The organism is Caballeronia sp. RCC_10 (genome assembly GCF_041360715.1).
GTDB classification, from domain to species: Bacteria; Pseudomonadota; Gammaproteobacteria; order Burkholderiales; family Burkholderiaceae; genus Caballeronia; species Caballeronia grimmiae.
Genome location: NZ_JBFUPT010000010.1, coordinates 220,956 through 233,663, shown reverse-complemented (window position 1 = coordinate 233,663; position 12,708 = coordinate 220,956). Strand labels below are relative to the sequence as shown.

The window sequence follows — 12,708 nt, the reverse complement described above, 5'->3', positions numbered from 1 at the left end:
TGCCCGTGCCGTTCGTCGAGTTGCCGTCGATGTTGGTCGAACCGTTACCGCTCGTGTTGATCGAGCCGTTGATGTCCGTGCCGTCACCGTTGGTCGAATTGCCCGAGATGTTGATCGTGCCGTTGTCGGTCGTGTTGATCGAAGCGTTCGGTCCGATGTCCGTGCCCGTGCCGTTCGTCGAGTTGCCGTCGATGTTGGTCGAACCGTTACCGCTCGTGTTGATCGAGCCGTTGATGTCCGCACCGCTACCGTTGGTCGAATTGCCCGAGATGTTGAGCGTGCCGTTGTCCGTCGTGTTCAGCGAAGCGTTCGGATCGACGATCACACCCGTGCCATTCGTCGAATTGCCGTCGATGTTGGTCGAACCGTTACCGCTCGTGTTGATCGAGCCGTTGATGTCCGCGCCGCTACCGTTGGTCGAATTACCCGAGATGTTGAGCGTGCCGTTGTCCGTCGTGTTCAGCGAAGCGTTCGGATCAACGATCACACCCGTGCCATTGGTCGAATTGCCGTCGATGTTGGTCGAACCGTTACCGCTCGTGTTGATCGAGCCGTTGATGTCCGCACCGCTGCCGTTGGTCGAATTGCCCGAGATGTTGAGCGTGCCGTTGTCGGTCGTGTTCAGCGAAGCGTTCGGATCGACGATCACACCCGTGCCATTCGTCGAATTGCCATCGATGTTGGCTACCCTGATTGATGGTCATCGTGTTGCTGTTCTGCGAGATCGACGCCTGACCGGCCGCGACCTGGCCGCCCGTCGGCAATGCTTGCGCGAAGCTCACGCCGGGTTGCATCGCCAGGATGGCGACAGAGAAGGCCGTCATCGAAGAGATAACGCCAACGACGCTGCTTGCAGGCGCTACCTGAGCCGCCGAGCCTTCGCCGGGCGCCTTGCCCTGGCTTGTGACGTCTTCCGCCACCGCGACCAACATGCCGAGACGCTTACTGAAGACACGACGAAACCGATTCTTGTTCATGAGAGAGACCGAAAATGAGAGGAGATGAGACTTCCGCGTCGATCGTTCGACCGCGGTAACAAACGCGCGAGCGGCGATCTCCAATGCAGACTTGAGAGAGACAACCTAGCGACGTGACATTTGGGATCCGGCGACGCCCTTTGGGTCTTATTGCGAAGCCGCAGTGTCTGACTTCCGCTGCTGCGACCTTTTTTGGCGAATCCACAAAACGAATCCTAAAGACCAGTGACGCGCGTCCATATCGAAGGAATTCGAAACTGGGCTGGATGGAAGAGACCCGTGTTACGCCCGATTACGGCAGGACGGAGCGCGCAGAGGCGTATGCACGAAGGGGATGGGAGAAAATTGAGATATGTCCTAGCGCGTGTGCGATCGGTTTCGGATCGCCGGCGATGCGTGCGCGAAACAGCGTCTTTCATCGAGCGATACGAACCACGCTCCGCTACCAAACATCCAGGCGTAAAGAAGCCCGGCGCTGTGGCCGGGCCAGGCACCGCATTTGGAAGGCAGCGTTGCGCCGCCTTCTGCTCTCACGACAGGCTTTCTGCACGCGCGTTGTTTGAGCCGTTTCGACGTTCAGGCTTAGATGTCCGGCGTGCTCGCCACTTGAGCAGCTTGACCCTGATTGGCCATGCGCGGCGTCAACCAACCATGCGACTTGACGACGTACGGCTTGCCGTTCACCACGCCGCTCTTCGTGTAGAACTATTCGCGCGCCTGCCTGTTCACTGACAGACTGCCCTAGTCTCGGACTTATCGTCTTCAAACGTGTAGTGCTTCGAGCCATCGGCGCCGTCACGATACGTCATGTGACGCAACAGGCCGCCCTCGCAGGTCCAGCAGATGGACGTCCGGATTCCCGACGATCACGGTGCGCTGGCCACCCTGTTCGAAGGCACGCTCAACGTGATGGACGACGGCGTCATCATCCACACGTGGCACTCAGGGGAGAGATGCCATGCCGCATGCCTATAGGAGAAATCCGAAAGGAGACGCCCCTTTCAGGGCGAGCACGACCGATAGAAGGATTCTTAAATGTACTGGTATCTTGTAATACTGCTCCGTGCTGACGAGCCAGAAGGGGATGGAAGACGCAGCGTACTAATACACCGACACGAATCGATCTCGCCGCCAAAAAGCTCAAGTCGCCCGCGATTCATGGTCCGACGACGAGCAAGACCGATCCAGCCACAACCCATATCCGACGGCGAACCGATACATCTCCGACTCCCCGGAGAACCCGAGCCGCCGGCAAGCCTCAGTGCGCTGCGCACTGATCGTATTTGCACGCCGCTGTAGCAAACGCGCCGTTTCGCATACCGAGAGTCCACATAACATCAGCCCGGTCACTTCCATCTGCCGCCGCGAGAGCAGCGCGAAGCGTTGATATTGAGGCAGTGCCCCGAACTGACGAAGCGATGCCTGCGCAATCGCCGAGAGATAACGGTCGCCCATCGCGAGCGCGCGCACACCCGCCAGCAGTTCATGCATCTCGTCACGCTTGCTGACGAATCCCGCGACGCCGCGCTGGACGAGACTGCCAACCAGAAAGGGATCGTCGAACTCGCTATACACGAGCACAGGGACTTGCGGATACTGGCTCGATACGGAAGCGAGAAACCGCCAGCCGTCGAGACCTTGATCTCCGGGGCGCGAGTAATCGGTAACGACGACATCGCATTCGGAAGCGCTCAGCAACTTCACTAATTCCGCCGGACTCGTGACCGTGCCGGACACATCGAAGCCCGCGCCCTCGAGCGCCTTGCGAAGTCCGCATAGCACGAGCGGATGATCGTCGACAACGGCAACCTTCGCACGTCTCGTCATGGTTATCTCCTGACGCCTGTGGAGGCGCTCATCAACTGCTGTCGCAGGTCTCACGTTCGGCCCGCTGCTTGACGGGCGTGCAGCGGGAAGGGAACGCATCCGGCTGCCGCGTCGTCACGACGGCATGGACGCGCCTTCGTCGCGTACGTCTTTGTTCGCGACTTGCCGGAACGATAAAGCCGGGACGTAGGCCGTCATATAGAACGACGTCGAAAACCCGCAGCTAGTCAGCGCGGCGTTGAAAGGCGCAGCCAGCGCGATGAACAGGCATCGCAACTGTTGATGCGCCGGAGACGAACTGACTCGATGCGCTGCATGGCCCGGGTCTTTTGCATCGTTATGCGGGCGTGCAGCGAGTAAAGCAGCTTAAGCGGGCAGTGGCAATTCAGCCGCAGCGCCGGCTTGCGCCGGCCATGCAGCAAGCCAGTCGAGGAGTCTCGCCGGCGGCAACGGCCGGCTCAGATGATAGCCCTGCGCGAGATCGCATCCGAGCGCCTTCAGACGCAGCATCATCGCCTCGTTTTCCACGCCTTCGGCGACGACCTTCAGGCCCATGTTGTGCCCGAGATCGATCGTCGATCGCACGATGGTCTCGTCGTCCTTGTGATGCGCCATGCCCATCACGAAGGACTTGTCGATCTTCAGCTCATCCACGGGCATGCGCTTCAGATATGAAAGCGACGAATAACCCGTACCGAAGTCGTCGATGGACAAGTGAATGCCGAGCGCATGCAGACGGTCGAGCGTTTCGATCGCGTGATTCGGATCGTCCATGATCGCGCTCTCGGTAATCTCGATCCATATGCAATCGGGCGACACGCCATGTTTCGCAAGCAGGCCGAGGAACATGTCGGGCAACGACGACAAGATCAGCTCGCGCGCCGACACGTTCACCGATACCTGAAGCTCGATGCCCTGCGCCTGCCACGCAGCGCACTGCGCGATGGCCTTGTCCGCCACCCAGCGCGTAATGGTCTTGATGTAGCCGGTTTGCTCGGCGAACGGAATGAACTGGTCGGGCGACACGAAGCCGCGCGTCGGGTGATCCCAGCGCACGAGCGCTTCCACATACTTCACGCGATGCGTCGCCAGGTCCACCTTCGGCTGATAGTAGAGCGTGAGTTGATCGTGCTCGACGGCCTGCCGTAGCTCGCCCATCAGCGAAAGACGCTCGGCGCTGTTGTGATCGTGCCGCTCGTCGTAGAGCGCGTGGCCGAGGTTCGCGCGCTTGGCGACGTACATCGCGATATCCGCGCGTCGCAAGAGCACGTTCATGTCCGTGCCGTTGTCCGGAAAACTCACGATGCCGATACTCGCGCCGACATCGACGAGTTGCCCTTCGATCGTGATCGGCTCTTCCAGCGCACGCAGCATGCGCGCCGCCACGATGCGCGCCGCCGCGAGATCGCTGTCGGGCAGGAGCACCGCGAACTCGTCGCCGCCGAGACGCGCGACCGTGTCCGTCGGCTGATGCAGCGCCGCACGCAAACGCCCGGCGACTTCGCACAGCAGCATGTCGCCGATCGGATGCCCGAGCGTATCGTTCACGAGCTTGAAGCGGTCGAGGTCCATCATCATCAAGGACAACGGCTGGCGCGTTTGTCCGGCGGCGGCGATCGCCTGTTGCAGGCGGTCGGCGAACAACGCGCGATTCGGCAAGCCCGTGAGCCGGTCCATGTACGCAAGCTCGGTGATGCGCCGCTCGCGCTCGACGATACCCTCCTGCATCTGATTGAACGCGTTCGCCAGTTCGCCTATCTCGTCGTGATGACGCACCTCGATGGAGCCGCTGTAATCGCCCTGCCCGACGCGGCGCGAGAAGCGCGCGAGCGCCGCGAGCGGCCGCGTCACCGAGCGCGCCGTCAACATGCTGCCGACGATCGACACCATCACGCCGAGTATCGTGATCAGCAGCAACGTCGATTGCAACCGGTGAAACGGCGCAAGCGCCTCCTTCAGCGAACGTTCGAGCAGCACCACCACCGTGCGCCCTTCGGAATGCAGACGCACCACGCGCGTGGCGTAACCATCTTCGGCCAGTTGCGCCTGATCGGTCAGCTTGGCGCGCGACGCATCGGGCAGCGAGCTGGCGACCACGTCCCAGCGGCCGCGTGCATCGACGGTGAGGAAGGACACATCGAGCGATGTCAGCGAACTCATCTCGCGTGCCAGGGCGTCGTCGATGGCGAAGCCCATCACCACCCACGCGATGACGATCGGCGCCTTCACCGGCACCGCGACGAGCTGATACGCCTTGCCGCCGATGATGCCGAACGACGACGCATCGCCCTTTTGCGCGACCGCGCGAATCAGGTGCGGAAACGGAAACGCCATGCCTTCGTGCGCCGCGCCTTCGTTATCGGCGATGAGCTTGCCATCGAGATCGACGAGCATCACCACGGCCGCATGAATGCGATCGCCGTGATTCTGGAGCGCGGAAGCGACGGTCTTGCTGTCGTGCGTCGCGACCGCCTCGCGAAAGCCGAAGTCGGACGCGGCCACGCTCGCGGCCTGCGTCAACTGCTGGCTATTGCCGCGCTGCACTTGCCCGAAGACGCGCTCCGCCACCGACAATTGCTGTTCCGCGCTCTCGTGCGCATTCTTCAGGATGACTGAGTTGATGACGACGTAAGCCGCAGCCTGCGCGGCGAGCATCAGAACGACGAACACGAGCGCGATGCGCGCCCGCAGGCTGTGCAGGCGCATGCTATTCGGCGGGCCTCAGTTGCAGCGCGAACTTCGCGGAGACGTCCGCCGCAGCGTTGATCTTCTGCGTCGGCTGCGCGTTCGGATCGCCCAGACGGAAATGCCATGCGGAGAGCTTGAGCGCATCGGCGGGCAGGTTGTCGATGACGGCCATGCCGTTTGCATCGGTCTTCGCGAACCACGGCGTATCGACGATCAGCAGATACGACACCATCTGGTCGTGGATATTGCAGCCCATCACGACGAGGCCGGGCCTGTCGAACACGACCGGACTCGACGGAATGCCGTGATACAGGTTCAGCTCGAAACGCTTCGCGGGCGAAAACGAGTACACGTCATGCTCGATGTTGTCCTTGTTCGGAAACGTCACCGACGCGCCTGTCTGCACCACGGACACGAGCGGGACGAAACGCCGCTTCACCTGATCGATGATCGCGCCGGCAGGCTTCGTCGCGGGCGGCTTGCCGGCCACGGGCGTCGCATAGACCACGGCACTAGGGACCGGCGCGCCCGCCTGATCGACGACCTGAACACGCACGCTCGCCGCCTGCGCAAGCGATGCACAAAGCGCCAGCAACGGCGCGAAGAACAATCGGTAGGCTTTCATCATTCACGGTCCTGTACATCGCGGTACATCGGCGCGAGCTTCGCGAGCAGCTTGTTTTGCGCGTGAAACGGCACGCCGTTCTTGTCCATCGCAGCCTGCAAGTCTTCGACGAGCGCATTGAACGCCGCACGATCGATGTTCTGGCCTTCATGCGAGCGTCGCATCGGGCGGCCGGTGTAGACGCACGGGCCATCGAGCAGCACGCAGAATTGCTCGACGAGCTTGGTCTTGATGCGCCCGATCGGCGCGTTCTCGAAGTACGGCGCGGTGCGCGGATCGACGGTCACGCTCGCGTACATGTCGTCGACGATGCGCACGAGCCCTTCCTTCTCCCCGAATTGCCGGTACAGCGCGTCGTCCTGCGCGCGGGCGCTCGTGCTCGTCAATGCGGCGAGCATGCAGGCCGCGAACGCGGCGTGTCGAATGGTCATGGTCATCATCAGAATCCCGCCTGAAGCGAAACGTACAGCCCGCGCTGATTCCGGATGGTCGCGATATCGCCGAGCGACACATACGCGGCCGTCAGCGAGACATGCTTGTTGGGCGCCCACGCGACGAACGCATCGTAGGCATCCTGTTCGCGGGCGAACGAGAGGTTGTCGGGCTTCATGCGGTATTCAGCGCCGATTGCGATGTTCTTCGTCAACAGATACGCCACCGACGATTCGAATTCCGGCTTGTACGCGTTCGATTTGTCGCCGCCGAATCCCAGCAAGCCGAACTGGTTCGCCTTCGTGAAGCGCACGGTGCCGTTGAGCAGCAGGCTTTGCGCGAGCAGCAGCTTCGTCGCGGACAGATAGAAGTCCGTGCCCGAATTGCTCGCCGCGCCGATGGCCTTCAGCACGCCGCCCTCTTCGTTGTGCTTGAACTGGATGCCTGCTGCGACCTGCGGTATCCACGTGTCCTGATCGAGCACGGAATCGCCGAAAAGACGCACTTTCAGGCCGAAGATGTTCTGATTGAACGCGTAGCCTTCGCCGAGGCCGAGCTTCGCGCCGGCATCGCGCGTGTCGAAACGCTGGCGGGCAAGCGAGAACTCGACACGGTTCGCCACGCCCACGGTCAAGCCCCACGAGCCGAGCGCGTAGTCCTGCGTGTGGACGTAGGTGCCGTGAACATTCGCGCCAAGCTGGCGTGCCGTGCCGTAGCCGCCGATGACGGCCCACGGCGCGAGGCCGCCGCCCGCCGCGCCTTCAATTTGCGATACGCCGCCCGTGAGCAGCAGCTTGCCGCTGGTGAGCGGCACGGCCGGCAGCTCCGGCGCGCCCGGGGCGTCGTCGGCGAGGGCGGACGGCGTGTACAAGACGAGCGCGGCTACTGCGCCAGCCAGGCTCGCGGTCATGCGGATGGATTGCATTTACGTGGACGGGCTCTCGAAACGGGTCCATGAGATTCCCGTTTGCCGCAGTGGGAGTGCCGGTGCGACGTGTGCGTCGACGCGGCGAGCCTGGCGCCTGGGGTTGGACGCGGCGAATATGCCGCGCCCTTTCATCCACGTGTAAACGGCGGGGCTGATCGAAACTTGATAGCGCCCGCAGAGAGACTTACGGCTTCGGAATGCGGATGCGGCTGATCATCAGCGAGCCGGAGATCGCGTAGACGAGCACGAGCGGATGCAGCGTGAAACCGGCGATGCGCCATTCACCGAACCACATGCGCGGCCCGAGCGCATCGAACCAGGCGGCGATGCCGAGCATCAGCACGATCGCGAACGATGTGGGAATCGGCGTGCCCTCGAAATGCGTGACCTTGCCGGCGCTGCCGGACATCTCTTCGGTCGTCACGTTGTAGCGCGCGAGACGCGACACGCCGCACGCCACGAAATACGCCAGCATCACTCGGTCGTAAAGGCCGCGCATGCCACATCCATAGCCGATGATCGCCGGCGCGACGCCGAACGAAATTACGTCGGCAAGGGAATCCAGCTCCTTGCCCAGCAGCGACGCCTTCTGACGCCACCGCGCGATGCGGCCGTCGAGCACATCGAACACGAGCGCCGCAAACACGAGCGCGCACGCCAGATAGATATGCATGACGTCGGAATCGTCGATGTAGCTGATCGTCGAGAACAGGGCGCCCGTGCCGCAGACCGCGTTGCCCAGTGTGAACCAGTCGGCGAGATGGAAATCGCGAATCATCGAGAAACGTTTCATGCTTGTTTTCTTTGCTGTTTTTGCTGTCGTTGCGTTGGATTCGGGCAGCGCCGAGCACGGGCGGCCGCGGAACGGATCGAGTCTATCATCACGCCCTGCTGTCATCGCGCTCCGCAAGAGTCGGACCGCGTCAGCCGATGGGCTCGCCGTTTCTGAGCACGCGTGCGTTCGCCAGCGCGCCGGGCGGCATCATCCGTGTGTTGATGCCCATGACGGGCCGGCCGGGATCCACCGCGCGCCAGTGCGTCACACATCCGCACGATGCGCAGCGATGAAACTCCAGCCTGCGCGGGCCCCACATATAGATATCCGTCGGGCCGCAGTCGGGCGCAAAGCGCACGCGCGACGGATCGTAGTAGGCCCAGCGCGCGCCGTATCGCCGGCACAGGGAGCAATCGCAGGCATTGACTTCCTCGGGCGGGGCGTCCACGGTGAAGCTCACCGCGCCGCAGTGGCAGGAGGCGTCGATCATGAGAGCGTGCGAAGCTGGGCTTCGATGGCGGCCTTGTCGATCACGGACCACACCTCCACGATCTTCCGCTCGCGAAATTCGTAGAAGACGTTCTCCGCGAAGGCAACGCGCTTGCCGTCGATAGCGAGGCCGAGAAAATCGCGCGCCGGCGTGCAGTCGAACCACAAGCGGCTCGCGACATAAGGGAAATCGGCGGTGAGAAGCCGAATGTCGAAGCGAAGGTCGGGGATTTGCCGGAAGTCCCGTTCGAGCATCTGCCGGTAATCGGCAAGGTGAATGGGCTGGCCGTTGTAATGGAGGTCGTCGTGAACGAAGGCGCCGAGCATCGGCCAGTTCTGTTCGTTCAGGCAGGCGATGTAGGCGCGATAGACGCCGGCGAGGTCGGTTCTTTCCATATGAACGGTCCTTTGCGTGGCAAGGCTCGTGCGTATGGTCTCACATCACGTCCGCGACGCGCATCGCTCCAGCAAGAAGCCGGAGCGATGCGCGCGGGACATCGGCCTTAGCCTTCGATCTTCGACATGACGGCCGTCGCCGGATCGTAGCGATAACCCTTTTGCGCAAGCTGCTGCGCAATCTTGTCGCCGATGACGCGCTGCTGCGCCTCGCGGAACACCAGTTCGTGATCGGGCTTCAGGCGCTCGAGCTCCGTCGAAAGACGGCGCAGCAATGCGACTTCGCCGGTGCTGCGGGCATCGATGAAGAGAATCTTCTCGTTGGCCACATCGAGACGCTGCTTGAGGTCGCGTGCGTACGTGACCCATTGCTCGGCGTTGGAACGAAGTTCGTCGTAGGCCTTCGAGTGCGTTTGCGCCTGCGCCGAAAGGCGGCGCTGCAAGGCGGCAAGCTCTTCTTCCTTGGCCGTGCCGGCGGTCTGCAATGCGATCTTGTGATCGCGCAACTCGTCGCGCATCGCGGCTTCGCTCTTTTCGCGCTCGGCGAGCTGTTCCGCGAGCCGCGCCGCTTGTTGCTGCGCCTCGTCCGCTCGCGTCACGGCGGCGGCGGCTTCTTGCGACACGCGCGCCAGTTCGGCTTGTGCAGCGGACTTTTCTTCGTTGGCGGCGTTGAACTGCGCGCGGGCTTCGTCGAGTTCGCGGCTGATGCGCGCGAGTGTTTCCTGTCCCGCCGATGCCTGTACGCCGTGCGCCGCGTTCGCTTCGCGTTCGGTGGCGAGCTCGGCTTCGAGCGCGGCGACGCGCGACCGGCTTTCGTCGATCTGCGCGCGCGCTTCTTCGAGTTCGCTGGTAGCGCGCTGCAAGGCTTCTTCTCGCGCCGATGCCTCGGCCTGACGGGCCGCGTTCACTTCATGATTCGCTGCAAGTTCGGCTTCCAGCTCCGCGACGCGCGCACGGCTTCCGTCATTTTGTGTGCGCGTTTCGTCCAGTTCGTGCTTGACGCGCTGCAACTCTTCGTCCCGCGCGGCGGCGTCGGCGTTGCGCGCCGTGTGCGCTTCGCGTTCGGTCGCGAGTTCGGCGCGCGCTGCCTGCAGTTCGGCTTCCAGCGCGGCGATGCGCGCGGCGCTGTCCTGCGCCTCCTGCGTCGCCCGCTCCGCCTGTTGGGATGTCGCCGCGCTTTCCTCGCGGGCTTCGTCGCGCTCGCGAGCGAGGCGGCCGGTCTCTTCGCTCTTCGCCGTCACTTCGGCCTTCAACGCTTCGCGCGCCTTGCGCTCCTCGTCGAGCGACAGGCGCGCGGCGGCGAGTACGGCATCCTGCGTCGACGTGCGTTCCGCGAGTTCCGCCGCACGCGCCTGCGATGCCTCCGCGCGCTCCGTGGCGCCGGCCAACTGCGCCTGCAGGCGCGCGACGGTCTCCTCGGACGCGCGCAGACCGCGCGTCAGGTCGTCGTGCTGGCGGCGCACGTCGGCGGCGGCGCCTTCGGCCGTCTGATACACCGCGAGCGCTTCGTCGCGCTCCGCGAGCGCCGTTTGCAGCCGCTGGCTCAGGCTGTCCGTGTGCTGCGCGATCGCGCTGTGCGCGTCGTCCCAGGACGCCTTCCGGATCCGGTGCGCCGCGTTCAGCAGCGCGTCGGCGAATTCGTGCGGCATCTCGGCGGGAAGTTGCGCGGCGGGCATCGCGGGCTGGCTGGCGTCGCGCCAGCGCTGCAGGGCCGCAGCGATCGATACGGCCGATCCGCGCCGCAGCTCCGACCAGACGGTGACGGGGGTGACCGGCCGCCCTTCGTCGGTCAGACGCTGGGCGATCGAGATGACTTCTTCATCGGTGATGGTGTCTGCTTCAGTAAACATAAACGCCTCAGTTACAGGCATCGGGCACGGGGTGCCGGACGAAAGGACGAATTATCCAACAACTTGGCAAGCTTCCCGAATTTCGCCGGACGAAAACGTTGCACACGCGACGAAACAGGAAGTTATTCCACATTTTTGTCGAGCAACCTGGACCGCGCCGCTTCGATCGACTGGTGCAGTTTCGCCTCCAGCGTCTCGCGCGGCGGCAGCACGGTCAGATACTCCGCCACGTGGATGCCGCTCTTGTTCAGCTCCAGTAACTCGATCTGCTCCTGCTTCTTGCCCGCGCACAGGATGATGCCGAGCGGCGGCAACTCGTCCGGTTCCTGCTCGTGCTTCGCGAGCCAGCGCAGATAAAGCTCCATCTGGCTCTTGTACTCGGCCTTGAACGCGCCGAGCTTGAGTTCGATCGCGACGAGCCGTCTCAGCTTGCGGTTGTAGAACAGCAGGTCGATGTAGAAATCGTCCTCGTCGATCTGCAAGCGCTTCTGGCGCGCGACGAACGTGAAACCCGCGCCGAGCTCCAGCAGAAATTGCTCCATCTCCCGAAGAATTGCGTCTTCGAGGTCTTTTTCGAGGTAATGGTCGTTGAGGCCGAGAAAGTCCAGCACGTAGGGGTCTTTCAGGAGCGTCTCGGGTGCGACGCGCCCTTCGTCGCGCATCACGGCGAGATCGTGCGCGATGGCGTCCTGCGGCTTGCGGGAGATGGCGCTGCGCTCGAAAAGCATCGACTGGATGCGTTCCTGCAACTGCCGCGACGACCAGCGTTCGACGCGCGCCAGCTCGATGTAGAAGTCGCGCTTGAGCGGATCGTCGATGTAGATGAGGGTCTTGAGATGCGTCCAGCTCAATTGTCTCCGCACTGCGGAGACACTTTGCTCGTCGGCGAAAACTTCCGCCAGGCGGATGCAATGGCGCAACTGCTTGTCGCTCCAGCCGCGTCCATAGCGGGCGCTGAGCTCACGCGCGAGCGTCGCGACGACTTGCCGGCCGTATTCGGCCCGCGCGCCGCGCAGCACTTCGGCGCGCACGCGGCTTCCGATCTGCCAGTAGAGCAGCGTCAGTTCGGCGTTGACGGCGGCGGCGGCGCGTTCGCGCGCTGAATCGATCAGCCGCCTGACTTCGTCGAACAGCGAGGATGGGATGAAGTCGGTCATAAAGCGTGGTTGGATCGGCGGCGATGAATGTCTCCGCGCTGCGGAGACAATTCCCGTAATGCGCGATGCACCGCGCAACATGCCGATCCTAACGCAAGCGCCGAATCCTCAGAACCCCGGCGACGCCCCCGCGCTGCCGCGCCAGTCGGGCCGCGACACGCTGCCGGTGACGCCGGCCGCGCGTTCCAGGATCGCCCGCGTGCCAGGCGTCACGGACATCCGGGCAAGCTGCGAAAGCTCGACCCAGCGTAAATCGTCGATACCCGCACGCACGTTCGCACGCGGCCGGGCATCGCCGGGAACGGCGACGCGGAAAACCTGATGCATGTGATGAGCCGAGACGTGCTGCCACAGGAAAGCGGCCGCGCTCGCTTCGACGCACGTTTCCTCGTGCAGCTCGCGGATCGCCGCGGCCATTGCCAGCTCGCCGGGACGGAGATCGCCTCCCGGGAGAAACCACGGGCCGCCGCGTTCCTTGACGAGCAGCACCGCGTGTTGGCGCACCAGCAGCGCCGTTGCCCGAACCCTCATTCCCCCGTCTCCAAGATGAAATGCCGCGCCAGC

At 63.4% G+C, this 12,708-nt stretch carries 12 protein-coding genes and 1 pseudogene; all 13 read right to left on the bottom strand.

The genetic code is table 11. The features are described from left to right. Positions 1–649: pseudogene (locus AB6804_RS19360) on the bottom strand (hypothetical protein); the annotation flags it as partial. After that, positions 531–1,061, bottom strand: coding sequence for an ESPR-type extended signal peptide-containing protein (locus AB6804_RS19355; protein WP_370887812.1), 531 nt, complete (start codon positions 1,059–1,061; stop codon positions 531–533). The gene AB6804_RS19355 and the pseudogene AB6804_RS19360, both read right to left, overlap by 119 nt. 1,056 nt (positions 1,062–2,117) lie before the next feature. Further along, entirely contained in the window at positions 2,118–2,804 is a 687-nt protein-coding gene (locus tag AB6804_RS19350; RefSeq protein ID WP_370887811.1) for a response regulator, read from the bottom strand. Positions 2,805–3,170: 366 nt separating this feature from the next. Next, positions 3,171–5,510 carry a putative bifunctional diguanylate cyclase/phosphodiesterase gene (locus AB6804_RS19345; protein ID WP_370887810.1) on the bottom strand — a complete coding sequence of 780 codons (2,340 nt, stop codon included), beginning with the start codon at positions 5,508–5,510 and terminating at the stop codon, positions 3,171–3,173. A 1-nt stretch (position 5,511) separates the two neighbouring features. Next, positions 5,512–6,120 (bottom strand): methylamine utilization protein, encoded by a 609-nt coding sequence (locus AB6804_RS19340; protein ID WP_370887809.1) that lies wholly within the window; start codon positions 6,118–6,120, stop codon positions 5,512–5,514. Continuing rightward, entirely contained in the window at positions 6,117–6,557 is a 441-nt protein-coding gene (locus AB6804_RS19335; RefSeq protein ID WP_370887808.1) for a group 1 truncated hemoglobin, read from the bottom strand. Before AB6804_RS19335 ends, AB6804_RS19340 begins: the two co-directional genes overlap by 4 nt. Beyond that, positions 6,557–7,474: a DUF3034 family protein gene (locus AB6804_RS19330; RefSeq protein ID WP_370887807.1), complete on the bottom strand. Its 918-nt coding sequence runs from the start codon at positions 7,472–7,474 to the stop codon at positions 6,557–6,559. Before AB6804_RS19330 ends, AB6804_RS19335 begins: the two co-directional genes overlap by 1 nt. A 187-nt stretch (positions 7,475–7,661) precedes the next feature. After that, entirely contained in the window at positions 7,662–8,270 is a 609-nt protein-coding gene (pssA, locus tag AB6804_RS19325; RefSeq protein WP_035960079.1) for a CDP-diacylglycerol--serine O-phosphatidyltransferase, read from the bottom strand. Between the two features lie 130 nt (positions 8,271–8,400). Continuing rightward, the gene (locus AB6804_RS19320) at positions 8,401–8,742 is read right to left on the bottom strand and encodes a GFA family protein (RefSeq protein WP_370887806.1); all 342 of its coding nucleotides are present in this window, start codon (positions 8,740–8,742) and stop codon (positions 8,401–8,403) included. Beyond that, a complete protein-coding gene (locus tag AB6804_RS19315) occupies positions 8,739–9,137 on the bottom strand; it encodes an ester cyclase (RefSeq protein ID WP_370887805.1) in 399 nt (132 codons plus the stop codon). The genes AB6804_RS19320 and AB6804_RS19315 overlap by 4 nt, the downstream gene beginning before the upstream one ends. A gap of 107 nt (positions 9,138–9,244) precedes the next feature. Continuing rightward, a complete protein-coding gene (locus AB6804_RS19310) occupies positions 9,245–10,987 on the bottom strand; it encodes a DNA-binding protein (RefSeq protein ID WP_370887804.1) in 1,743 nt (580 codons plus the stop codon). Between the two features lie 122 nt (positions 10,988–11,109). Continuing rightward, complete coding sequence (locus AB6804_RS19305) at positions 11,110–12,144, bottom strand: YhcG family protein (RefSeq protein ID WP_370887803.1); 1,035 nt, start codon at positions 12,142–12,144, stop codon at positions 11,110–11,112. A 108-nt stretch (positions 12,145–12,252) separates the two neighbouring features. Continuing rightward, a complete protein-coding gene (locus AB6804_RS19300; protein WP_035960074.1) occupies positions 12,253–12,675 on the bottom strand; it encodes an NUDIX domain-containing protein in 423 nt (140 codons plus the stop codon). Positions 12,676–12,708 lie beyond the last annotated feature (33 nt).